The sequence below is a fragment of the Gelidimonas denitrificans genome, from assembly GCF_055694065.1.
The window spans coordinates 2,598,856-2,621,519 of sequence record NZ_CM146350.1 but is presented as its reverse complement, the minus strand read 5'-3'; the positions used below and the strand labels follow the sequence as shown (position 1 = coordinate 2,621,519).

Here is a 22,664-nt window from a genome sequence, read left to right as displayed (position 1 = left end):
TCAAATTTGAGTAACTGTCGCACATTCATCGTGGTAAAGGCTGGATCCACGAAAAACACGAAAGACGCGAAAAAAGCTGGATGGTGGTTGTGGGTACCGATTAGAGTGTGATCAGATTTCAGTTGCTAACTGAAGACAGCCGCCGACAGGATTTCGTTATGAAGACCTTTTCGTGCTTTTCGTGTCTTTCGTGGGCAGTGGGTAATCTCAGTTGCAGTTTTTGACCGATTGGAATAGCCATGGCGTATTTGCTGGCATTGGATCAGGGCACGTCGAGTTCACGCAGCATCGTGTTCAAGGATAGCGGCGAAATCGTTGCTATAGCGCAGCAGGAATTCAAACAGCACTTTCCCCAGCCGGGCTGGGTCGAACATGACCCGCTTGATCTGTGGCAAAGCCAGCTCCAGACCTGCCGGGCGGTGCTGGCCAAGGCCGGCATCAAAGCCGGTGAGTTGGCCGCACTGGGCATCGCCAACCAGCGCGAAACCACGCTGGTGTGGGAGCGCAGCAGCGGCAAACCGATCTTCAACGCGATCGTCTGGCAAGACCGCCGTACCGAAGCATTGTGCGAAGAGTTGCGCAGCAAAGGACTGGCCGACAGCATCCGCCGCAAGACCGGCCTGGTGCTGGACCCGTATTTTTCGGCCACCAAGCTGCAATGGATACTCGACCATGTCAGCGGCGCACGCGAGCGAGCCCGGCGCGGCGAGCTGGCATTCGGCACCGTCGATGCATGGCTGGTCTGGAACCTGACTGGCGGGCGCCTGCACGTCACCGATGTGACCAACGCCTCGCGCACCATGCTGTGGAATATCCACGAGGGCTGCTGGGATCAGGAATTGCTGCGATGGCTGGATATCCCTCCTGAGGTGCTGCCGCAAGTGCATCCATCGAGCCACCTGTTTGGCGCCACCGATCCGCAGTGGCTGGGCCAGTCGGTGACTATCGGCGGCATTGCCGGCGACCAGCAAGCGGCGCTATTCGGACAAGCCTGCTTCAAACCCGGCATGGCCAAGAATACCTACGGCACCGGTTGCTTCATGCTGCTCAACACCGGCGACGCTTGCGCCGACTCGCATAATGGACTGATCAGCACCGCCGCCTGCCAGATTGGCGCCAACAAGCAATATGCGCTGGAAGGCAGCGTCTTCATTGGCGGTGCAGTGGTGCAATGGCTGCGCGACGGCCTCAAGGCAATCCAGGATTCGGCCGACATCGAAGCGCTTGCTGCCTCGGTGCCGGATTCCGATGACGTGGTCTTTGTTCCCGCCTTTACCGGCCTGGGCGCGCCGTACTGGATACCGTCCGCCAAGGGCGCAATCCTGGGCCTCAGCCGCGGCACCACGGTCGCCCATATCGCGCGCGCGGCGCTGGAGTCGATCGCGTTCCAGAGCGCCGCGCTGCTGCAGGCCATGATGCGCGATGCAGCGTCGCCGATCACCGAATTGCGGGTCGATGGCGGCGCTTGCGCCAATGCGTTATTGCTGCAATTTCAGGCTGACCTGCTCGGCATCCCGGTGATCCGGCCGCAAGTCACCGAAACCACCGCGCTCGGTGCCGCTTACCTGGCCGGCCTGGCGATCGGCGTGTACCACAATACTGAAGTGTTGGAATCGTACTGGCGCGTTGACCGTGCATTCGAACCGGCAATCAGCCGCGATCAGGCGCAGGCGCTGATGCAAAGATGGGAGACGGCGATCGGCATCGTAGGGGCGGGTTCCAGACCCGCTCCTGGTTGATCCGCCAAGGGCAAGTTTGGAACCTGCTCCTACGAATAATAAATTTTATATTCGCTACATTTAAAGCATGATTTGCTATCACTGTCAGTGAAATTGTATTTTTTATTGAAAAATTGCACCATCCTTGAGTGTTGCTTCAGCTAATTTAAAGGAAATTTCGAAATGGCCCTGACCCGCGCCACCAAAATAGTTGCCACCATCGGCCCCGCTTCAAACGATCTGAACACCCTGATCCGGATGATTGCGGCTGGGGTGAATGTGGTGCGCCTGAATTTTTCACATGGCACGGCGCAGGATCAGATTGATCGTGCCGGCCTGATACGCCAGGCGGCGGCCGCCTGCGGGCGCGAAGTTGCCATCATGGCCGATCTGCAAGGACCCAAAATCCGGGTCGGCAAGTTCGAGAACGGCCAGATTGAACTGATGGATGGCGCTCTATTCATCCTTGATGCCGCCTGCGAACTGGGTAATCAGGAGCGGGTCGGCCTCGACTATAAAGAATTGCCGCGCGACCTGAAGCCGGCGGATGTGCTGTTGCTGAACGATGGTTTGATCGTGCTGGTGGTGGACAAGGTGATTGGCAGCGCGATCCACACCACGGTGAGAATCGGCGGCGTGCTATCGAACAACAAGGGCATTAACCGTCAGGGCGGTGGCCTGTCCGCGCCCGCGCTAACGATCAAGGATATGGAAGACATCAAGACTGCGATGCGTTTCCAGGCGGATTATGTCGCGGTGTCGTTCCCGAAAAATGCCACCGACATGGAAATGGCGCGACAACTGGCGAACAGCGCCGGCGAAGCGTATGCGCACAAGCCGCTGATGATTGCCAAGATCGAGCGCGCCGAGGCGATCCCGGTATTGCAGGAAATCATCGATGCTTCCGATGGCATCATGGTCGCCCGTGGCGATCTGGCGGTGGAAGTCGGCAATGCGACAGTGCCAGGGCTGCAAAAGCGCATGATAAAAATGGCGCGTGCATCCAACAAGCTGACCATCACCGCTACCCAAATGATGGAATCGATGGTCGTCAATGCGATCCCGACGCGGGCCGAAGTGTCGGACGTCGCCAATGCGGTGCTCGATGGCACCGATGCGGTGATGACTTCGGCAGAAACTGCAGTGGGCAAATATCCGATTGAAACAGTCACCGCAATGGCCGCCATTTGCGTTGAAGCGGAAAAATCGGATGTCTGTAAGCTCGATGCCGATTTCCTCAATCTGACCTTCACCCGCATCGATCAATCGATTGCGTACGGCGCTTTGTTTACTGCATACCATCTGCGGGTCAAGGCAATTGCGGCCTTGACTGAATCCGGCTCGACCGCGCTCTGGATGAGCCGCAACAACATCGACATCCCGATTTTTGCCATTACCTCCAGTGTTGCAACGCAACGCAAGGTGGCCTTGTACCGCAATGTGCGCACACTGGGGATCGGGCCATCGAATGATTGCGAAGAGGTGTTGAAGGCGACTGAAACATTGCTGCTGGCGAAAGGGATCGTGCAAAACGGCGACCTGATCGTTGTCACTTGGGGCGACCCGATGGGGCAAGCCGGCGGCACCAACGCATTGAAGATCATGCGGGTCGGCGAACCCTGACCTTGCTCATGTTGTTACATTGGTTACATTTTTTCGGGTCATGGCGCGGCTTCTGCCATTAGAATAAGGACAGGCTTTTCGCCTCTTTTACCAACTACAAGGAAAAAAATGAATCAGGCAACCAAATCCATCGCTACCGCATTCGCCGCCATCATTCTGCTGGCCGGCTTGTCGGCCTGCCAAAAGCCAGAAGGTCCGGCCGAACGCGCCGGCAAGAGCATTGATGAGACGACCCAGAAAGCAGGCCAGGAAATCGAAAAAGCAGGGGAGAAAATCCAGGACTCGGCGAACGATGTGAAGAAATAGCAATCGCGCGCCCTGTTGCTTGAGAGGTTCGGCAGTTATTATGCTGACCCAATGAATGAAAGCGCCGTGACCGCCTGCTGCTAGATCTGATGAAGGGGTTTTGGGTCAGGCGTAAAGGCGCTTCGGTGAAGTTCTCAGTTGGCGGTATGTAATTGCATCGTGGCGGCTTCGAATTTGCCTTCGCACAGCAGCGGGATGACATCGATGCTTCTGGCGATGGCTTCATCGATAAGCATTTGCTCCTCTTTGCGCGGGCGGTGCAGCACGAAATCGACTACATCCTGCTGCAAATTCAGCGCGCGCGGATGGCCGATGCCGATCCGCAAGCGCCAGTAATCCTGGCTGCCGAGCGCGGCGCTGATATCCTTCAAACCGTTATGGCCGCCGGACGAGCCGCCTTTCTTGATTTTGGCCAGGCCCGGGGCAATGTCGAGCTCGTCATGCACCACCAGCACTTCATCCGGCGAGATTTTGTAGAACCGCGCCAAGCCGCCGACTGACTGGCCGGAACGGTTCATGAAGGTTTGCGGTTCCAGTAGCCACACTTCCTGCCCGGCGATGCTGGTTTTCGCCACTAGTGCGTTAAAGCGCGATTCGCGTTGCAATCGGCAGTGCGCCACCGAATTGGCCAGATTGTCGAGCAGCCAAAAGCCGGCATTGTGGCGCGTTTGTTCGTATTCTGGCCCAGGATTGCCGAGGCCGACGATGAGGCGGATGGACATGGTGTGGTTTTAGAGCAAAACAGCGATTATCCCGGAGGAAGGGGGGTGCGTCCAATCGGTTGTGCCGGCAGCGGCTGGATCAGGTCAGATAGGCATGAAAATAAAAGACGAGTATTTTTAAATATGCTTTATATAATTGCGGTAAATTGCATGTTTTTTGCCATACTCCAAATAATAACAATTTTTAGCTACAGTTCAGCCTGCCAGATAACGACTGTTTGCTTTCCTTTGTATGCGCTCCAGCACACGGGCGAGAGGGAATGGTGAATAGTCACAATTTTTAAGGCAATAAAAAACCCGCCACGAATGGCGGGTTCCTGTATTCGGCTGTAGCAGCCGAATAGCGCAACAGCTTAAAACTCAGGCTGCTGGTTTTTCTTCGGGTGCGGCAACTACTTCTGCCTCTGTGCTGGCGACCGTGCCGGCAGGAATGGTGCCGGTTGCGACGGTTTGATCATCGCCATGCACGATAGCGCTCACGCCTTCTGGCAACACGATGCTAGACAAGTGAATTGATTCACCGGCTTCCAGCAATGCCAGGTCGACAGTGATCGACTCAGGCAGGTTGGCTGGCAGGCAGGCAATTTCCAATTCTGTCATGACGTGGCTGATGATGCCGGCAGATAGTTTGACGACCGGGGCGATGTCTGCATTGATGAAATGCAGCGGCACCTTGACGTGGATCTTCTGGTTCGCATCAACGCGCTGGAAATCGACATGCAACACGAGTTGTTTGAAGGCATGCACCTGGAAATCGCGCAGCAAGACTTTTTCAACTTTGCCGTCGATTTCGAGATCCAGGATCGAAGCGTGAAACGCTTCTTTTTTCAATGCGTGGTACAGAGCATTGTGATCCAGCGTAAGACTGATTGCCGGCTCGGTGCCGCCGTAGACGATACCAGGTGTTTGGCCGGTAATACGCAGGCGGCGGCTCGCTCCGGTCCCCTGCAGAGTGCGTTTGAATGCGATAACTTTCATTTTGAAGCTCCAGAGTATGCAAGGCAATGCCTTGCGGTATAAATCCCCCGCGACCAGGGGATTCCAAGTGCGGGCATAGCGTTTGCCATGCCCTTATGCAGTGTTCAACCCGAGTTTGGACCGGGTTGAACTTGATGTGTAGTTTTGCTTATTCCACGAACAGCGACATCACCGAATCACCCTTGGTGATGCGGCGGAAGGTTTCCGCCAGCAGAGCAGCGCACGACAGTTGGCGGATTTTGCTGCAGGCTTTCGCCGCGTCCGACAGAGGAATGGTGTTGGTTACGACCACTTCATCTATCGACGAATTTACTATGCGCTCGATGGCCGGGCCGGACAAAACAGCATGAGTACAGTAAGCCAGCACTTTTTTGGCGCCGCGCTCTTTCAGCGCTTCGGCCGCCTTGGTCAGGGTTCCTGCGGTATCGACCATGTCATCCATGATCACGCAGTTGCGGCCTTCAACTTCGCCGATGATATTCATCACCTCGGACACGTTGGCTTTCGGGCGGCGCTTGTCGATGATGGCAAGATCGCAGTTGAGCCGTTTAGCCAGCGCGCGGGCGCGCACTACACCGCCGATGTCAGGGGAAACCACGAGCAGGTCGTCGTAATTTTTCTTCACCAAGTCGCCCAGCAAAACCGTGGAAGCGTAGATGTTATCGACCGGGATGTTGAAAAATCCCTGGATCTGGTCCGCATGCAAGTCCATGATCAGGACGCGTTCGACGCCGGCTTGCTCCAGCATATTGGCGACCACCTTGGCCGAGATCGCGACCCGCGCCGAGCGTGGGCGACGATCCTGACGGGCATAGCCAAAATACGGAATGGCGGCAGTAATGCGGCCGGCCGATGCGCGTTTCAGAGCATCGACCATCAGGATCAGTTCCATCAGATTGTCGTTGGTCGGCGCGCAGGTCGATTGCAGCACGAAGACGTCCTTGCCGCGCACGTTTTCGTTGATTTCGACCATTATTTCACCGTCCGAAAACTTGGAAACGCTAGCCTTCCCAAGGGGCAGACCGAGCTGTTTGCATACTTCAATAGCGAGATCCGGCGTGGCGTTGCCGGCAAATATCATCAAGTTTTCGAGTGCCATAGAATAATGCCTAATTGCAGTCGTTAAAAGGATTAAAAGCCACCGACGCAGGACTGGATTAGTCTTACGTCGGCAGCTTTTATACTATATGTGTTTTTGCTTTATGTGACTTACTGGCAGGGAAGGAAGGACTCGAACCTTCGAATGCTGGAATCAAAATCCAGTGCCTTAACCAACTTGGCGACTCCCCTACACGATCGATTGCCTGCCGTCTTGTATGTGAAAAATTTACCATCATATTCAACGTCAAACTAATTCCTTACTGCGCTTTGAGCAAACCCACCAGTGGATGTTGCGCGATTGACTTAACTTTCCATGCTCTCCAGTGCGGCGGTACCATTTTCAGTACTTCGCTGGCCTGATATTCTTGTTCTACTGAACAGAACACGCATGAACCTGAGCCGGTCATTCTAGCATCTCCGAATTTTTTTAGCCACTCTATGGCGTTAAAAACTTCAGGAAACAACTCGGTGGCTACCGCTTGCAGATCGTTTTTTCCAAAGTTTTTTGGCGCCTTTGAAAAGTTCGATATTCTGACTAGATTTGTATCCCTTGTCAAATTCTTTGCATTAAATATTGCCGCGGTGGGAATGGATACGCCGGGTTCGATGACAACATACCAGCAAACGGGGGTGTCGACTGGACTCAAAACTTCGCCCACGCCTTCTGCAAAGGCGTTTTGTCCGAACAGGAAAAAAGGCACGTCGGCGCCGAGTTGCAAACCGAGCGTCATCAGTTCGGTCCGGCTGAAACCGGTTTGCCAAAGATGGTTCAGCGCCATCAGGGTGGTGGCGGCGTCCGACGAGCCACCACCCAGGCCACCGCCCATTGGCAAGCGTTTTTCCAGCGCGATGTCGGCGCCCGCCAGCGGCTTGCCCAGTTTTTCGCTGCCGGCAGCTTGCAGCAGGCGGGCTGCGCGCACGGTCAGATCGGAATCGTGCGGCACGCCGGGCAAGGCATTGCTGCGCTCGATGCGGCTGTCGTCGCGCAGTGCAAAGTGCAGCGTGTCGCCAAAGTCGAGCAATTGGAATACCGTTTGCAGCAAATGGTAGCCGTCCGGGCGGCGGCCGGTAACGTGCAAAAACAGGTTCAGCTTGGCCGGGGCCGGACAGTTGTTCAGTGTGCGCGTCGTCGCTACTGTCATCACGGTAGCGGCTGCCAGCTATCGATGACGATGCGAATCGCGATCTCGCCGGCTTGGGCAGTGTGGCGCGCAAGATCGATGCGTTTTGGGTAGTCGGGTCCGCTGTCGCTTTCTTGCCAGGCCGGATAGTGGATCTGCCAGTCGTCGGGCGTGCGGATGGTGCCATCATTACCTGCAGCAGCGATGCGCCGGCCGTGCGTATCGAGCGTATAGCCTTGCAGCCAGTTGCGCAGGTTGGCCACCGGCAGCGGCCAGCCGAGGGCGTCGGCGGCCAGCGCATCGGCGTCGGCGGCGCTGCGTGGAGCTTGGCCGGGCTGGATCAGGGTGGCGCCCTGCGGTGTCAATTCGATGGTGGCGAGAGTTTGCCCGAGCGGCGAGCTCAACGTGACGAGGGTGCGGGTGGCAGTTTGCGACCACGCGAAACTGCCATGCAGCGCTTCCTCCTGGCCATTGCGCTGATAGCGCACCGAGAGCCGGCCGCCGAGCTCGATGGCGGCGTGATAGTTCTGTGCGGTGACGGTGCCGATGGTGTCGACTGCGCTGTCCGGCAGACTGGGCGGGCTGGCGCAGCCGGCCAGTAGCAGCGCCAGCCCGCAGGCCAACGCATAGTGCCGCGCCGGGCTTCCAAGTTTATTCAGCATGATTGTATGGTGTTGGAGTATGGCAATAAACAGAGCTTTTTCCGCATTACTTTAGGCTGGCTTGAAAAATACGGTATGTAGTATATTGTTTCCATGAGGCGGCTTTAGAGCTGCACCTTGAGTCTGGTCAGCGTGCTTTTCAGTGTTGCGTTAGCTGGTTCCTTGACAAGTGCGGCGCGCCACAGTTGTTGCGCTTCGTCTTTTTTGCCGCTCACCCACAGCACTTCGCCCAGATGGGTGCCGATTTCAACGTCCGGCCGCAGCGCGTAGGCGCGGCGCAACAGGGCCTCGGCTTGCTTGAAATTGCCTAGCCGGAATTCGACCCAGCCCATGCTGTCCATGATGAACGGATCTTCCGGCGCCAGTTCCAGTGCCCGGGCGATCAGCGTACGGGCTTCTGGCAAGCGCAGGTTGCGTTCCGCCAGCGAGTAGCCGAGCGCATTGTAGGCGTGCTGTTTCTGGGGTTCGAGCTTGATGATGCGGCGTAGCGTAGTCTCCATTTGCTTGTACTGCTGCAGTTTTTCTGCGGCCATTGCGGCGTCGTACAGTAGTTCGGTATTGTCCGGGAAGCGCTTGCGGCCGGCCTCCAGAACCGAGAATGCATTGCGGTTCTGGCCTGCTTCGCGCAGGATCAGTGCTTGCGCCAGGATGATCTGCGCTTGCTGCTGGGCGTTTTCGCTGGCGTAATCCTTCAGCAGACTTTGCGCAGCCGGCAGGTCGCCTTGTTTGGCGATCAGTTGCGCCCGTTTCAGCAATGCGCTGAAGTAGGCCGGGCTCTGCAGTTCGCCCGGCGCGATTTTTTCCAGCCAGCGCAGCGCGCCCGCGCTGTCATTGCGATCTTCGGCAATCTGGGCCAGGATCATCAGCGCCTGGGTCGGATCGCGCTGCTCGCGCGGCATGTTTTCCAGCGCTGCAATATAAGTACTGAGGTATTTTTCGGCACTGCCCAGATCGTGGGCCTGCACCCCCAGAATACCCAGCGCGTAAATTGCTCCCAGATCGTGCGGTTGTGCCTTGAGCAGGGTTTCAAACTGCCCGCCCGCCAGTTCGAACTGCTTTTGTTCGACCAGGATGCGTGCATACGCCATGCGGACTTCGCGCGCTTGCGGATGACTGTCCAGGAACTGGGTAAGCACTGCAACCGAAGCGTTCTGGTCCGCGCTCATCTGGGCCAGCGTCAGCGCCGCCAATTCAGAGTCCGGTTCGGCCTTGAGTGCGCGGCTGGCTTCCGCGAAGGCGCGTTCCCGGTCGCCCTTGGCAAGTGCGCCTTGCGCCAGTGCCAGCGGCGTCTGCGGCAAGCTGGGGTAAGGCGCCAGCAATTGCTCCAGCATGTCGAAGGCGCTTGCCTTGTTTTTGGCGCGCAGCAGCAGACGCTGAATCTGGACGATCAGTTCGCCGCGCTCTTGCGGGCTGGCTGCCTTGAGCCGCTCTGTCAGCAGGGGCTGGGCTTGCGCCAGTTGGTCGGACAGGATTACCAACCCGAGGTAATACTGGGTCGCTTCTTCCGAGTGCGGCGCCAGTTCGCGCCACAGCCGGATCGCCGACAGGGCTTCGGCCGGTTGGCTCACGCTCATCGCAAATTCCGCCGCGCGCCGGGCGATGCGTGGGTCGCGCGTTTCCTGGGCTACGGCCAGGGTGGTAATGTAGGCAGCTTGCCACTGGCCACGTTGAAAGGCGATTTCGGCCGCTATCAGTTTGAACAGAATTTCATTCGTCAGCACGGTCGCCGGTAGCGCGTCTTTAGTGTCCGTCCGGTCTGACTCGGCACTGGATTCGCCCATGTCTGGCTGCTCAAGCGGCACGCTGTCAGCGGCCGGCTCGGTAGCAGCTTCAACTTCAGCTGCAGCTTGCTCCGGCAGGGTGGTGGATTCAGGCTGCAAAGCCGCGCATGCGGATAGCATGAGCGCAAGACTTGCAATGACGATGGTGTTTTTCAAGTGATTAATCCTGGCAAGGGGTACTGGAGTGCGAGCGACGATTTTACGCTCAACCGCTCCCCGGTGGGTTGAGCATTGTCTGCGTAACTTGTGTATTGTGCGTGCTTATTCGGATTGAGACCATCATGCCAGAACTGCCTGAAGTTGAAGTTACCCGCCGCGGTGTTGCCCCTTATCTGGAGGGACACATCGTAACCGGCGTGGTATTGCGCCGCGCCGGCTTGCGCTGGCCTTTCCCCGACGATCTGCCCGCGCTGTTATGCGGGCGCACCATCGGCCTGACCGGGCGACGCGGCAAATACCTGCTGATCGGTTTCGTGCATGGCACGCTGATCATCCACTTGGGCATGTCCGGCCATTTGCGCATCCTGCCCTTGGGAAGTACTCCGCAAAAACACGATCATTTCGATTTGCAAGTCGGCAGCCAGTTGTTGCGCCTGACCGATCCGCGTCGCTTTGGCGCGGTATTGTGGCACCCGGCTCAGGACGGCGAGGTCGAGCAGCATCTGTTGTTGCGCGGCTTGGGGGTGGAACCCTTCGGCTCCGATTTTTCAGGCCAGCTGCTGTACCGGCAGACCCGCCTGCGGCGCGCGGCGATCAAGCAAGTGTTGCTGGCCGGCGACATCGTGGTGGGCGTCGGCAATATCTACGCTTGCGAAAGTCTGTTTCGCGCCGGCATCAATCCGAAAACGCCGGCCAACCGCATTGGCCCGGCCCGCTTTGAAAAACTGGCGCAAGCGATCCGCGACATACTGGCCGCCGCAATTACCCAGGGCGGCAGCACTTTGCGCGATTTCATCGGCGCCGACGGGCAAAGCGGATATTTTCAGCAGTCGTATTGCGTTTATGATCGTCGCGGTGTGGCTTGCAGGGTTTGCGGCGGGGCGATCCGGCAGATCAAGCAGGGACAGCGTTCGACGTTTTACTGTGTAAATTGTCAAAAGTAAGCGAGAGTGCTAGATTGAGCGCAATCAAATAGATTTATTTGGAGCAACATGAGCAATCTGGTCAGAAAATTCGAAGCTTACAGTGAGTGGCGCGCCGGCGTGACGGTGGCGCTGGGACGCTATCGCACATGGACCGGGCAGTCGCAATTGTCGGATACCGCAAGCGAACAGCGCATCGTCCGGTTGCTGGGAAAACTGGCCGACGACAAGCTGTCGATCGCTTTCGTGGCCGAATTCTCGCGTGGCAAGTCGGAGCTGATCAATGCGATTTTCTTTGCCGATTACGGCCAGCGCATCCTGCCATCTTCGGCTGGCCGCACCACCATGTGCCCGACCGAACTGCTGTACGACGAAACTTTTCCGCCGTCGATCCGCCTGTTGCCGATCGAAACCCGGGCCGAAATCCTTTCCACCAGTGATTTCAAGGCGCAAAGCAAGGTCTGGACCGTGCTGCCGCTGGATATTTCATCCTCCGACGGCATGCTGGAGGCATTCAAGCAGGTCAGCCTGACCAAGCGCGTGCCAGTCGAGGAAGCGATCAGGTATGGCTTGTTCGACGCCGACAATCCGGATGACGGCCTGACGGTCGATGCCCAAGGGCAGGTCGAAATTTCCCGCTGGCGGCACGCGATCGTGAATTTTCCGCATCCGCTGCTGAAACAGGGCTTGATCATCATCGATACGCCGGGCCTGAATGCGATCGGCACCGAGCCTGAACTGACGCTGAACCTGATTCCGAACGCCCACGCAGTGCTGTTCGTGCTGGCCGCCGATACCGGCGTTACCAAGAGCGACATCGAGGTCTGGCGCAACCATATCGGTTCCGGCCCCGGGCGCATGGTGGTGCTCAACAAGATCGACAGCATGTGGGATGAACTGCGCAGCCCGGAAGAGGTGGAGCGGCAAATCGAGCGGCAGATTGAGAGCGTTACGCACATGCTGGCATTGCCGGATAAGCAGGTCTTTCCGGTGTCGGCGCAAAAAGGGCTGGTTGGCAAGATCAACCGCGACCCGCAATTGCTGGCCAGGAGCCGTTTGCCGGCGCTGGAGGATGCGTTGGCGAATGCGCTGATTCCGGCTAAAAAAGAAATCATCCGAGCCCAGTTGACGGCTGACATCGAGTCGATGACTGCGGAGCACCTGACGGTGTTGTCGACGCGTGCGCGCAATGTCACGGAGCAACTGATGGAACTAAAAAACTTGCGCGGCAAGAATCGCAGAGTTATCGAACACATGATGCAGCGCATCGACGTCGAGAAAAAGGAATTCGATGAAAGCTTGCTGAAGTTGCAGGGCACGCGTGCGGTTTTTACGCGCTTGTCGATGGAGGTGTTCACTAACCTCGGCATGGAAATCATCAAGGAAGACATCCTGAGCGCGCGCGATGCGATGCAACAAAGTAATTTTTCTATCGGCTTGCGCCAGGCGGTGCGGGTGTTTTTTGACCGAGCCAAACACCATCTGGCCCTATCCGGGCAAAAGACCGAAGAAATTACCGAAATGATGACGGTCATGTATCGCAAATTTTCGACCGAACACGGCCTGGCGGTATCGATGCCGATGCCGTTTTCGCTGCAAAAATATTGTGATGAAATCGCGCTGATCGAGACCGTGTATCAAAAGCAGTTCGGCGCCGCCACCATCATGACCACGCCACAGGTAGTGCTGATGCAGAAATTTTTCGACTCGATCGTATCGCGCGTCAAGCACAGCTTTTTGCAGGCCAACCGCGACGTTGAAGCCTGGCTGAAAGTCATCATGGCACCGCTCGAAGCCCAGATCCGCGAGCACAAGAGCCAGTTGAAGCGGCGCCTGCAATCGATGCAGCGCATTCATCTGGCGACCGATAGCCTGGAAGAAAAAATCCAGGCCATCGAGGCAATTCAGATTGATTTGCAGGTACATAAGGACACCATGCTGCAATTGCAACACGCACTGATGGCAGCCTTGGCAACTGGCACCACACCACTGCTGCAGGCTGCATAATTGTACAAATACGCGAAAGCCGACGCCGGCGCCGGCGCCAATGCTGATACTGATGTGCAGCGGATCGATGATTTCATCGATCCGAGCTTTTCCGCCTGCGTCATCGCATGGCAAAAAGAACACGGCCGCCATCTGCTGCCGTGGCAAAACACGCGCGACGCCTACCGCATCTGGCTCTCGGAAATCATGTTGCAGCAGACCCAGGTTGCTGCAGTGATTCCCTATTACAGCCGTTTCCTGGTACGTTTTCCCGACCTGTTTTCACTCGCTGCAGCACCTGCTGAAGCCGTGATGTCGCACTGGAGCGGCCTCGGCTACTATTCGCGCGCGCGCAATTTGCACCGCTGCGCGCAGCGCGTGGTGGCGGAGTATTGCGGGGTTTTTCCGGCCGACCCCGTCTTGCTTGCCGAATTGCCCGGCATCGGCCGCTCTACCGCCGCCGCCATTGCCGCATTTTCGCAAGGTGTGCGGGCCGCTATCCTGGACGCCAACGTCAAGCGCGTGCTGATGCGCGCGTTCGGGATCGAAGGTTATTCCAGCGCCAAACCGGTGGAAGACGCGCTCTGGCTGCGCGCGCAAGCTTTGCTGCCGGACAGTGGGATCGAGGCTTACACCCAGGGTTTGATGGATTTGGGGGCGACGCTATGCACACGCAGCAAGCCGGCCTGCGGCAGATGCCCTCTCAAGCCACGCTGTGTGGCGTATGCCACCGATCGGGTTGCGTTATTGCCGATGCGCAAACCAAAGCCGGCGGTACCGCATAAACAGACTGCGATGCTGATCATTGCTGACGGAGATCAGGTGCTGTTGCAGTTGCGTCCGGACAATGGAATCTGGGGCGGCCTGCTATCGTTGCCGGAAGTGGATGGGCAAACCGCGCTGAATCCGGAGCAGTTGCCGGACCCGGCACAGTTTGCGCAATCGGTCGCCCGTATCGTCGCGCCGTTCGGCAGCATCGCGTCTTGCCAGCCATTGCCGTCGTTTTCCCACGGCTTTACCCACTTCAAGCTGCAGGTCACGCCGTATCGGGTCAGGCTGACGCGCCGTTTGACGCCGGCAGGGCAGGGCAGTCACGTCTGGTATGCACAGAGCCAACTGGCTGACGCACCGCTGCCGGCACCGGTCAAGAAACTGCTGCTGGCGTTGTTCGGCGCGGCTTTAACGTCGCAAGTCGTGCGTCAACGTATAAGTGGGAACCAATAGAGCGCTGATAACCAAGCTTGTCCAAGCCCCTGGTTTTGACTGATCCTTACTCTCTGGCATAATCGCAATCCGGATTGGTTTCACGATAATCTCTAAGCAACACATGATTTGCGACTGTAGCGCGACCAAAATATTAGTACTGTGCAGACATTGAAATGCCTCTGACCGATATATAAGCTGTTGCTAATTTTGCTTGTCCCCATTTAACAAATATTTAGGTGAGTCAGCACTCTTGCTGGCTCATTTTTCCATTTCGTTTCAAAAAAACCTCTGCAAAGCCAAGTGAGGCGTGGCTTTCAGGTAAATTTGAGGCGAGTCAGCAAGTCAGCAATTGATATGTCCGCACCGTTAATGCGTTTTCGCGTCCATAAAAAGCATTTCTTAGCTAAGAACACAAACCCTTTCTTGTTGGGGAATTTGTGCGCTAGAATGGGAAAAATAGCCGCAAAATTACTAAGCAGTGGGATTTTCTTGCGCAAACATTAAAGTGCGTCTAAAAATTCCACAATCATAGAATTCCCGGCTAAATCTCCCACTCACGCGCATAAAATTCCCTCTATGGCTCAATCTCCAATCGGTTACGCGCATCTTGTCGCTACTTTCGGTCTGCCAGCACGAGAGCTGACGTTGATGTGTTGCATCGATACGCTGGCACGGCAACGGCGCGAAACAGTTCGTGCCGGACAAACCTGTCACATTTTTGAATCGAGTTATTTAAAGGGGAATACGTTAATAGAGCATCTGGAATTTGCCTTGCGCTATGAAGGCCCTAATTTAGAAGTGCTGGCACTTTTATTTGCGCAACGCGGTAAGACCGAGATTGAAGCCTGGCTTGCCGCAACGCCTATTGGTCGTTATGCCCGTCAAGCTGGATTTTTGTATGAGTTCTTGACCGCACGTACTTTGGATGTATCCGACGTCCCGGCAAAAACGCGTTACATACCCTTGCTTAACCCGGAGAAATATTTAACCGGTCCGCATATCCGCAATGCCAAATTCGGACTGATTGTTAATTTATTGGGAGACCCTGCTTTTTGCCCCACTGTCCGTAACACGCCCTACATCATCGAGCAACGGGGAAAAAACCTCAAAGCGCTGACCGCACAAACACTTGCTCGGTTTAACAAGCCTCTACTAGACCGCGCTGCTGCGTTTCTGTATTTAAAAGAAACACATTCCTCGTTCAGCATCGAACGAGAAAAACCCTCTGCCAATCGCGCTGTCCGTTTTGCGCAGCTACTTGCCGCCGCCAGCGATGGCGGCGCGTTTACCAAGGATGAACTGGTGCGACTGCAGAACGCCGTGATTGACGGCCGTTTTGCCGAGCCCTGGTTCCGCAATCAGCAAAACTGGGTGGGTAGGGAAGTTGGTAGCTATTACAAACGCATTGACTTCATGCCGCCGAGACCGGAAGACGTAGAACCGCTATTAGACGGACTGTTAGCGTTCGCCAATCGGTACCTGCTACCAAGCGCCCAAGAAGTCGATGACGTGGCGATTGCCGCATGTGTCGCTTTTGGATTCGTGTTCATCCACCCTTTCATGGACGGCAATGGCCGCCTGCACCGGTTTCTTATCCACCAGATGCTGTCTCGTCGTCAATTTACACCGCGCGGCATCATTTTGCCGGTTTCCGCGGTCATGCTTGCCAACCTGGATGACTATATCGCCGCACTGGAAAATTTCTCCAAGGTGTTAGGTCCTTTGGTGCACTTCGACCCTAATGTCCCAGAAGCACCGGCGACTGGTAATGACGCACTGTATTACCGCTTTTTCGATGCGACAGTACAAGTCGAATTCTTGTACTCTGCCCTTGAGCGCACCGTAACGCACGACCTTGAAGAGGAAATTCAGTTTCTTCTGCATTATGACGCGGCTTATGCGATGTTAAATGCCGAATTCGATTGGCCGAAAGGCCGGCTTGACTTGTTTATTCGCGTCTTATTAGAGAATAAGGGGTGGCTATCCGCCCGAAAGCGTGCAAGTCATTTTGAATTTTTGTCTGATAGCGAAACGAAAGAATTTGAAGCTATTTTCGAAGAAGCATTTGAGATGGACTCGGGGGCTGCCGCGCAAGAAAATTAAAAAACAACCGGCGGCATTGGTTTGCGTGTGATCTTGTTGACAGAGTGCTGGCAAAGCTCCTGAAAAAGAAACGACTTCTATAAAAAATCCCCTCAAAGTCGCAAGACCAAGAAGGGAGTGACGGCGGTTAGCCAATAAAATTCAACGTGGTAACTGATGGACAAGAAATCGCATAACGGGACACAGGAACTGCGTGCGTATCAAGCAAACAGTCCTGTCGCCTGAGCGGCCGCATCCGCATGTATGCGCTTGCGAGACTCAGTCAGATGCAAATATACGGCTGTAGTTTTAAGTTGGGTATGCCCCAATGCCTGTTGCACATCGACGATATCCGAACCGGAATCGAGCATCATCGACGCATAGGTATGACGCAAATCATGCATGCGCAAGTCGCTCAAATTGGCCTTATTACGAGCGGTTACCCATGACGCATAACAAGATGTGTACGGCTTGCCGGTCTTCGGATTAGGGAACACCCACGGCCCCTGAATCGTTTTTCGACGCGTACACAATACCTCCAGAACGCCAGCCGACAGATGCAGCAAGAAGCCTTTTTTGGCTTTGTCCGCCTCCATCGGCACGGTCAGTGTGCCTCGTGCTTCATCCAGCCACGTCCATGGCATCGCCAACACGTTTTCACGCCGCAAACCAGTGCCGCCCATGACCCGGATGATGTCTGCCAGGCTTTCATTGTCGGACTCTTCCGTCGCCTTGAGCAAGGCCGCCAACTGCTCACGGGCCAGGAACCGGCCCTTCACGGTGCGCACAGTGCAGAACTGCATGGCATGGGTCGGGTTATCCTTGAGCGTATTGCTCTTATCACGGATAGCGACGTTAAAGATGTGGCGCACCAGAATCAGGATGCGCTTCACCGTTCCCTCGGAGAGTTTTTTGTTTGCTTGCGCTTTCCACTTTCCATTAGCCACCGTTTTACCGCGAAGCAACGTATTAAACTCGATGACGTCTTGTCCGCTGACCTCATCTAACCGTTTTTTTGCAAATATCGGCTGGACGTGATTGCGGTAGATGGACATATGCGTATCATACGACCGGCTCTGGTTCTTCACGATAGGCAAGAAAGTGTCGAAGAAAAAATCATCCATTGTCGGGCAAGATGCCCGGCGCGGGCGCGCAGAGGGGCCTTTGGTGAGCTCTACATCGGCTAGACGTGCTTTCGCCATTGCGCGGGCGGCATTGGCCGAGACATCCCCCACTCCGGCCAATTTTTCCTGTCGCTGGATTCCTTGCGCATTGCGGTAGACGATGACGTAAGCCATGCTGCCTTTTTGCGTGATGTTGACCGCAAAACCGGTTTGCTCCTGGTCAAATACCACCACTTTATTTTTTCCTGCTGGCATGACGAGCTCGTTGAGTGCTTTCTCAGTAATGTGCAATTTCATATGAATGTCCTGTACCGCACACTAGCCAAAGCGGCTGACGACCATTTAGGTCATCGGGCTGAACCGTGCGATTACACTCAACTTAGAATGTGTAGCCACGTGCCTCGAATTTTTTTAGCCTTTTTCCGATTTATTTTGCATATTCCATAAAAAAATTTGTAGCTGACCGATCAAGCATCCTTATCACACAATCCATGGCTACAAACAGGAGGCCCTGGAGTTCGCAGCGGCCAGAACCGGACTTCGGCGAGATCAGTCGAGCCTGTCTTTTGCGTCCGTGTACACGCGGTTGCGCTCTCTCTTGCCGATGGCAATAACCGTCACGTACAGCACCTCATCCTCGACCCGATACACCAGTCGGTAACCGACGGTCTTGAGTTTGATTTTGTAGCAATCGACCATGCCCTGCAGGGCCGCGCTAGGCACACGCGGCTGCTCCAGCCGCTCGACCAGTTTTTTCTTGAAAGGCCCCCGGACGCTGCCATCGAGCTTCTGCCATTCAACCCAGGCCTGCTCGTGAAACCGCAGTTTAAAGGTCATTCAGGCTTACCGTAATAAAGGGGCCTGCGGCACGCTCCCGCACCAGTTTGGCATCCTCCAGGTCTTCCATGTGCGAGATCAGCTGCTCATAGTAATCGGCAGACAATAGGTAAGCTTCCGGCCGATTGTGATTTAAAACGGCTACCGGCGTGTTTTCCATCTCTTTCAGGATATTGGCAAAATTGCGTTTGAGTTCCGTCACGCTGACCGTGACATTGGCAAGTACAGTATCCATAACACCCCCAATTAAGCATTAATTTAAGCATCAAATGTAGCACGTTTTTTCTGGGTGGGACACGCTTCGCCTTGGAGCCGGGTTTGATCGGTCAGTTGCGCGAGGCGACGAACGGGAATTTTTCCCTGGGCAATGCGCGTTTCATTGCTGAAATCGAGCAGGCTTTGGACCGGCGCGTGACGCGTGGCAAGGTGGGGAGATCGCCAAAACCGCGTGAAGCCTTGGCCGACGATACAGGGCCATGATTTTTGTGAACCATCGTTAAAAACGTGGTCTGCCCCCTACTTTTTTTTATTGAGGAAACCCCAAAAGAAAAACCCCGGCTCCTTGCGAGAGACGGGGTTCTTGGATTTACTGCACCCTCGTTGAACTGAGAGCTAGGGGACTTGGCCGATTAAACGTGGTCTGTCCCCTATTGTCTCGCCGGTGGGTGGGTGGATTGTTATTCTTGTCTCAGTCATAGTGATAACGACAGGCAATGACGACCAGATCGTCGCCATCGACCCGATAGATCAGGCGGTTAGTATCGTCGATGCGGCGCGACCAAAAGCCGGACAAATTTTCTTTGAGGGGTTCTGGCTTGCCGATACCATCAAATGGTTCTCGCAAGCAATCCTGAATCAGATTATTGATGCGTTTGAGGGTTTTACGGTCTTGGCCTTGCCAGTACTGATAATCCTCCCAGGAGGCGAGAGTCCAGGTGATACGGCTAGGCATCAATCAAACCTTGCTGCGTCAGCTTGCCCTGACGGTACTGCTCGATGGAATGCGCCAGGTGAGCGGCATTGGATGGCGACTTCAGCAAATGGACAGTCTCCATCAAGCTGTTGAAGGTATCGAGCGACATCACAACCGCATCCGACGCATCGCGCCGGGCGATGATCGTGTAATCGGCATCGTCAATGACCTGATCGATGACAGTTTTGAGACTATTGCGAGCTTCGGAGAAATTTATGACGCGCATGATATTTTACCTGTCCTGTTTATTGCACAAGTCTAAGGCATTAACTTCTCTTCTGCAAGGCCGTGACCCTCCATCAATTAAAAATAAAAATAGCGATGCATTGGGGTTTACCCATTTACGCCACTTATCCAAAGAGAACGCCAAAACGAAAAAACCCCGTCTCTCTTGCGAAGGACGGGGTTCAAATTACAACTTAGCATTCAGACATTCGGCGCAATGCGCTTCGCTTATTGACGCCCTACGAATTGCGCCTTACGGCCTTCAGGCCGAAACCCGAGGATATTTCCGATAAGGGAGATTAAGCAATGACAGTTGTAGCGCCGCCAGTAATCGTTGCCAGCGTAGTCACACCGGTCAATTGAATCACTTGGTCATCCGTATTGTTATTAGCGGCAGCACCTGCGTAATAGACGTAAGTGTTAGCGCCATCAACGAAGAAAGCCACTGAACCAACCGCATCAAGTTGGGTATCAGCTTGGATGGCCGCAACTTTCAGAGCGAAAGTATTGTCAGCCACCGAGAAGGTAACCAGACCGCCGACGGTTGTATTCACATTCGCGCCCGCCACCAAGGCAGTAACGTCAGCAGCCAACACGGTTGTGTTGCCACCGAAGGTCAGGATGTCGCCAGCAGTAGCGGTTTTCGCCGTGAAGTCGGTGATGACGTCCAGGGAAGTGCCATAAACGGAACCATTCGCAGCGAAAGCGAAAGTATCGTTACCTGCACCACCAGTCAACGTGTCGCGACCCAAGCCACCAGTGATGATGTCGTTACCTGCACCACCAATGATTGTGTCAAGACCAGCACTACCAGTCAGAACGTCATTACCTGCACCACCTGTGATGGCAACTGCAGCAGTTGTGCTTGTATTGGCAGAGACGTAAGTCACCGCCAACAGTGCTGTTGTATCTTCAGCTGCATTGCCAACCACGCCAGATGCGTCAAATGATGTCACTGCGGTGGCAGTCGTGTTGGTGAGCGTCAGCCCGTTGTTACCAGTAACGACAATCTTGGTAGCGGCAGCTGCATCCAGTGTCAAAGTGTCAATGGTTGCAACGGTGCTGGTAAGTAGGCCAGCATCCACTGTGGAGATGTTGACTGTTTCAACACCAGCAGCTGTAACTGAGCCAAAGGCGACAGTAGCAGCAGTAGAGTTACTCAACGCGATATTGAAAGTATCAGCCGCATTGAATGTTGCGTTAGCAACACCAACCACGTAGCTAGAAGCGCCGGCAGCAGCGCCAGTCAGCGTCAGAGTCCCGCCAGTGGCAATGTTGTTGAACGTCAAAACACTATCTACGCCAACTGTAGTTACTTTCGAAATGCCGTTTAATCCAGCCATATCAAGCGTATGTACTGCAGCAGCATCAACGGAGTCTACAAGGGTCAAACTTTCGAAACCCGTAAATGCAGTATTGAATGCAGCTGTTGCGTCAGCAGCATCGGCTTGCACGTCCGTCATCACGATTGTGTCAATACCATTACCTGCATTAACAGAACCAACAGAACCAACAACAACGCTAGCTGGACCACCGTAAGTCACGGTATCGTTACCGTCACCCATTGTGATTGCTTTTGTGAAGCCAGTTGTCAATTTAACTGCATCTGCACCAGCGCCACCGGTGAAGGTAACACCAGCACCGATTGCTGTACCGAATGAAGCACCAGCAGTGTTAGTAACATTAATCGCCGTTACTGCAGTCAATGTATTAGTAGTCAATGTCAATGCAGCATCACCAGCCACATTAACAGTTGTAGCACCGGCAGCCACCAGAGAGGCGATTGTGGATGCTGCAGTCGTAGAACCCAGATTCAAGGTGGTGATGTCAGTGTCAAGTGTCACAGCACCGGTCGTGGTCAAGCCATTGACGTTCAGGGCTTGCGTTGTAACTGTCGCAGTGGTCAGAGCACCATTGGTAACTTCCAAAGAAGTGCCTTTGCCAGACAAGTTGATAGTTGCCAATGCACCAGAGTTAATGGTTGCAGCAGCGAAGCTACCCAATGTTACTGTAGCAATCGTCCCTGCTGCAGTTAGAGATGCTGCGTTCACGTCGGCGATGGTTACTGCGCCGTTCGCGATACCAGCAACACCGGCAACAACAGTAACAGTAACAGCTGCGACAGCGGTAACAGCGGTTACAGCGGTTACAGCGGTTACACCTTGGGTTACCGTCACACCAGTTATTACAGCTGTACCTGTGTGAGTAAGATCAGGTGCTATAGGCGTATTAGCGGTTGTGCTGGTGAATGTGATTTGGTCAGTATTGGCCAAGGCACCAGTTGTATAGCCAGTCAATGTACCAGTGAAAGTAATTTTTGCAGTATTAACTGGCGTTGCACCTGCGGCAGTATTGGCAAAAGCCGCTGCAATTTCAGCACCCGTTGCGCTGCCTACATCTGTAACGGTCGCAGTCACTCCGCCAAGAATGAAAGTCGCGTTTTGCGCATGAGTTGTGCCAGATGCAAAATCAACGATAGCAGATTCAGTAACCCCAGTAACTCCAGTAACCCCAGTAACCCCAGCAACAGCAGCAGCTGCAGCTGCAGCAACCGTAGCAGCTACAACAACAGCAGCAGTTTGATTCACGGTAACAGCAGTCGTCGCTGCATTACCCGTGACTGTAACGGCACTTTGGGTTGCCGTTGTGTTTGCGCCAACAGCCAATGCTGTGGTGTTGGTTGCTGTTTCAGCAACGGAAACCGTTGTACCGCCCTTAACAGTAATTGCACCAGCTGCAGTGCCACCGACAATTGTGGCTGTCTCAGCGATTGTCACTGCTCCTGCTGCCGCAGTGGTCGCGCCAACAGTAATAGTGCCGACAGTTGCACCAGCCGCTGTTACGTTTACAGTTGAGCCACCATTGACTACAACAGCAGAACCTGCCAACGCAGCGTCGGTCACGGAAATTGCCGTAGTTGCAGCGCCGGTTGCAGTCACTGCACCGGGAGCGGTAACGTTAAGCGCAGTCAGCCCAGTCCACGATGAGACATTGACGTTAGTACCGGAAGTGCCGCTGAGCAAGTTCGCAGTTTCAATACCGGTCACGGTCGCGCCAACCGGCACTGTGATTTCAAGGGCTTGGGTCACATTGAGGGTGTCAGTGCTAGCGCCGCCATTGATGGCATCGCCTGCAGT

Annotated in this window: 20 protein-coding genes and 1 tRNA gene; 8 read left to right on the top strand and 13 right to left on the bottom strand. The window is 55.1% G+C overall.

Annotated features, from left to right (window positions below):
• Positions 1-239 precede the first annotated feature (239 nt).
• The 3 genes from glpK to FKCLFG_RS12175 all read left to right on the top strand — a co-directional run bounded on the left by glpK (position 240) and on the right by FKCLFG_RS12175 (position 3,647).
• A complete protein-coding gene (glpK, locus tag FKCLFG_RS12185) occupies positions 240-1,739 on the top strand; it encodes a glycerol kinase GlpK (RefSeq protein ID WP_472613352.1) in 1,500 nt (499 codons plus the stop codon).
• A 168-nt stretch (positions 1,740-1,907) separates the two neighbouring features.
• Complete coding sequence (pyk, locus tag FKCLFG_RS12180) at positions 1,908-3,341, top strand: pyruvate kinase (protein WP_472615851.1); 1,434 nt, start codon at positions 1,908-1,910, stop codon at positions 3,339-3,341.
• 108 nt (positions 3,342-3,449) lie between these two features.
• Positions 3,450-3,647, top strand: a complete 198-nt coding sequence (locus FKCLFG_RS12175) for a hypothetical protein (RefSeq protein WP_472613351.1) — start codon at positions 3,450-3,452, stop codon at positions 3,645-3,647.
• Positions 3,648-3,781: 134 nt separating this feature from the next.
• Here FKCLFG_RS12175 and pth read toward each other — a convergent pair whose 3' ends face one another.
• The 7 genes from pth to FKCLFG_RS12140 form a co-directional block, all read right to left on the bottom strand.
• A complete protein-coding gene (gene pth / locus FKCLFG_RS12170; protein ID WP_472613350.1) occupies positions 3,782-4,369 on the bottom strand; it encodes an aminoacyl-tRNA hydrolase in 588 nt (195 codons plus the stop codon).
• 360 nt (positions 4,370-4,729) lie between these two features.
• Positions 4,730-5,347 (bottom strand): 50S ribosomal protein L25/general stress protein Ctc, encoded by a 618-nt coding sequence (locus FKCLFG_RS12165; protein WP_472613349.1) that lies wholly within the window; start codon positions 5,345-5,347, stop codon positions 4,730-4,732.
• Positions 5,348-5,495: 148 nt separating this feature from the next.
• Complete coding sequence (locus FKCLFG_RS12160; protein WP_472613348.1) at positions 5,496-6,446, bottom strand: ribose-phosphate pyrophosphokinase; 951 nt, start codon at positions 6,444-6,446, stop codon at positions 5,496-5,498.
• 114 nt (positions 6,447-6,560) lie between these two features.
• Positions 6,561-6,637 (bottom strand) — tRNA-Gln (locus FKCLFG_RS12155).
• Between the two features lie 68 nt (positions 6,638-6,705).
• Positions 6,706-7,590 carry a 4-(cytidine 5'-diphospho)-2-C-methyl-D-erythritol kinase gene (gene ispE / locus FKCLFG_RS12150; RefSeq protein ID WP_472613347.1) on the bottom strand — a complete coding sequence of 295 codons (885 nt, stop codon included), beginning with the start codon at positions 7,588-7,590 and terminating at the stop codon, positions 6,706-6,708.
• Positions 7,590-8,231 carry a lipoprotein insertase outer membrane protein LolB gene (gene lolB / locus FKCLFG_RS12145; protein ID WP_472613346.1) on the bottom strand — a complete coding sequence of 214 codons (642 nt, stop codon included), beginning with the start codon at positions 8,229-8,231 and terminating at the stop codon, positions 7,590-7,592. The genes ispE and lolB overlap by 1 nt, the downstream gene beginning before the upstream one ends.
• A gap of 104 nt (positions 8,232-8,335) precedes the next feature.
• Positions 8,336-10,168: a tetratricopeptide repeat protein gene (locus FKCLFG_RS12140; RefSeq protein ID WP_472613345.1), complete on the bottom strand. Its 1,833-nt coding sequence runs from the start codon at positions 10,166-10,168 to the stop codon at positions 8,336-8,338.
• Positions 10,169-10,293: 125 nt separating this feature from the next.
• Here FKCLFG_RS12140 and mutM point away from each other — a divergent pair, with 125 nt between their 5' ends.
• The 4 genes from mutM to FKCLFG_RS12120 all read left to right on the top strand — a co-directional run bounded on the left by mutM (position 10,294) and on the right by FKCLFG_RS12120 (position 16,389).
• Positions 10,294-11,115, top strand: coding sequence for a bifunctional DNA-formamidopyrimidine glycosylase/DNA-(apurinic or apyrimidinic site) lyase (mutM, locus tag FKCLFG_RS12135; RefSeq protein ID WP_472613344.1), 822 nt, complete (start codon positions 10,294-10,296; stop codon positions 11,113-11,115).
• Positions 11,116-11,163: 48 nt separating this feature from the next.
• Positions 11,164-13,101, top strand: coding sequence for a dynamin family protein (locus FKCLFG_RS12130; RefSeq protein WP_472613343.1), 1,938 nt, complete (start codon positions 11,164-11,166; stop codon positions 13,099-13,101).
• A 54-nt stretch (positions 13,102-13,155) separates the two neighbouring features.
• On the top strand, positions 13,156-14,304 hold the full coding sequence (gene mutY, locus FKCLFG_RS12125) for an A/G-specific adenine glycosylase (RefSeq protein WP_472615850.1): 1,149 nt from the start codon (positions 13,156-13,158) through the stop codon (positions 14,302-14,304).
• A 558-nt stretch (positions 14,305-14,862) separates the two neighbouring features.
• Positions 14,863-16,389 (top strand): Fic family protein, encoded by a 1,527-nt coding sequence (locus tag FKCLFG_RS12120; protein ID WP_472613342.1) that lies wholly within the window; start codon positions 14,863-14,865, stop codon positions 16,387-16,389.
• A gap of 200 nt (positions 16,390-16,589) precedes the next feature.
• Here the strand turns inward: FKCLFG_RS12120 and FKCLFG_RS12115 are convergent, their stop codons facing one another.
• The 3 genes from FKCLFG_RS12115 to FKCLFG_RS12105 form a co-directional block, all read right to left on the bottom strand.
• Positions 16,590-17,789, bottom strand: a complete 1,200-nt coding sequence (locus FKCLFG_RS12115; RefSeq protein ID WP_472613341.1) for a tyrosine-type recombinase/integrase — start codon at positions 17,787-17,789, stop codon at positions 16,590-16,592.
• A gap of 252 nt (positions 17,790-18,041) precedes the next feature.
• The gene (locus tag FKCLFG_RS12110) at positions 18,042-18,329 is read right to left on the bottom strand and encodes a type II toxin-antitoxin system RelE family toxin (protein ID WP_472613340.1); all 288 of its coding nucleotides are present in this window, start codon (positions 18,327-18,329) and stop codon (positions 18,042-18,044) included.
• Positions 18,319-18,564: a type II toxin-antitoxin system Phd/YefM family antitoxin gene (locus FKCLFG_RS12105; RefSeq protein WP_472613339.1), complete on the bottom strand. Its 246-nt coding sequence runs from the start codon at positions 18,562-18,564 to the stop codon at positions 18,319-18,321. The genes FKCLFG_RS12110 and FKCLFG_RS12105 overlap by 11 nt, the downstream gene beginning before the upstream one ends.
• Positions 18,565-18,647: 83 nt before the next feature.
• Here FKCLFG_RS12105 and FKCLFG_RS12100 point away from each other — a divergent pair, with 83 nt between their 5' ends.
• Positions 18,648-18,809 carry a hypothetical protein gene (locus FKCLFG_RS12100; protein ID WP_472613338.1) on the top strand — a complete coding sequence of 54 codons (162 nt, stop codon included), beginning with the start codon at positions 18,648-18,650 and terminating at the stop codon, positions 18,807-18,809.
• 208 nt (positions 18,810-19,017) lie between these two features.
• Here the strand turns inward: FKCLFG_RS12100 and FKCLFG_RS12095 are convergent, their stop codons facing one another.
• The 3 genes from FKCLFG_RS12095 to FKCLFG_RS12085 all read right to left on the bottom strand — a co-directional run bounded on the left by FKCLFG_RS12095 (position 19,018) and on the right by FKCLFG_RS12085 (position 22,574).
• Positions 19,018-19,281: a Txe/YoeB family addiction module toxin gene (locus FKCLFG_RS12095; protein WP_472613337.1), complete on the bottom strand. Its 264-nt coding sequence runs from the start codon at positions 19,279-19,281 to the stop codon at positions 19,018-19,020.
• A complete protein-coding gene (locus tag FKCLFG_RS12090) occupies positions 19,274-19,528 on the bottom strand; it encodes a type II toxin-antitoxin system Phd/YefM family antitoxin (protein ID WP_472613336.1) in 255 nt (84 codons plus the stop codon). Before FKCLFG_RS12090 ends, FKCLFG_RS12095 begins: the two co-directional genes overlap by 8 nt.
• 298 nt (positions 19,529-19,826) lie before the next feature.
• Positions 19,827-22,574 (bottom strand): beta strand repeat-containing protein, encoded by a 2,748-nt coding sequence (locus FKCLFG_RS12085; protein ID WP_472613335.1) that lies wholly within the window; start codon positions 22,572-22,574, stop codon positions 19,827-19,829.
• Between the last annotated feature and the right edge of the window lie 90 nt (positions 22,575-22,664).

Excerpts from the sequence above, each read along its gene's own strand:
- glpK (WP_472613352.1), top strand. The coding sequence starts at position 240 with ATGGCGTATTTGCTGGCATTGGATCAGGGCACGTCGAGTTCACGCAGC.
- FKCLFG_RS12175 (WP_472613351.1), top strand. The coding sequence starts at position 3,450 with ATGAATCAGGCAACCAAATCCATCGCTACCGCATTCGCCGCCATCATT.
- pth (WP_472613350.1), bottom strand. The coding sequence starts at position 4,369 with ATGTCCATCCGCCTCATCGTCGGCCTCGGCAATCCTGGGCCAGAATAC.
- FKCLFG_RS12165 (WP_472613349.1), bottom strand. The coding sequence starts at position 5,347 with ATGAAAGTTATCGCATTCAAACGCACTCTGCAGGGGACCGGAGCGAGC.
- FKCLFG_RS12160 (WP_472613348.1), bottom strand. The coding sequence starts at position 6,446 with ATGGCACTCGAAAACTTGATGATATTTGCCGGCAACGCCACGCCGGAT.
- ispE (WP_472613347.1), bottom strand. The coding sequence starts at position 7,590 with ATGACAGTAGCGACGACGCGCACACTGAACAACTGTCCGGCCCCGGCC.
- lolB (WP_472613346.1), bottom strand. The coding sequence starts at position 8,231 with ATGCTGAATAAACTTGGAAGCCCGGCGCGGCACTATGCGTTGGCCTGC.
- mutM (WP_472613344.1), top strand. The coding sequence starts at position 10,294 with ATGCCAGAACTGCCTGAAGTTGAAGTTACCCGCCGCGGTGTTGCCCCT.
- FKCLFG_RS12130 (WP_472613343.1), top strand. The coding sequence starts at position 11,164 with ATGAGCAATCTGGTCAGAAAATTCGAAGCTTACAGTGAGTGGCGCGCC.
- FKCLFG_RS12120 (WP_472613342.1), top strand. The coding sequence starts at position 14,863 with ATGGCTCAATCTCCAATCGGTTACGCGCATCTTGTCGCTACTTTCGGT.
- FKCLFG_RS12115 (WP_472613341.1), bottom strand. The coding sequence starts at position 17,789 with ATGAAATTGCACATTACTGAGAAAGCACTCAACGAGCTCGTCATGCCA.
- FKCLFG_RS12110 (WP_472613340.1), bottom strand. The coding sequence starts at position 18,329 with ATGACCTTTAAACTGCGGTTTCACGAGCAGGCCTGGGTTGAATGGCAG.
- FKCLFG_RS12105 (WP_472613339.1), bottom strand. The coding sequence starts at position 18,564 with ATGGATACTGTACTTGCCAATGTCACGGTCAGCGTGACGGAACTCAAA.
- FKCLFG_RS12095 (WP_472613337.1), bottom strand. The coding sequence starts at position 19,281 with ATGCCTAGCCGTATCACCTGGACTCTCGCCTCCTGGGAGGATTATCAG.
- FKCLFG_RS12090 (WP_472613336.1), bottom strand. The coding sequence starts at position 19,528 with ATGCGCGTCATAAATTTCTCCGAAGCTCGCAATAGTCTCAAAACTGTC.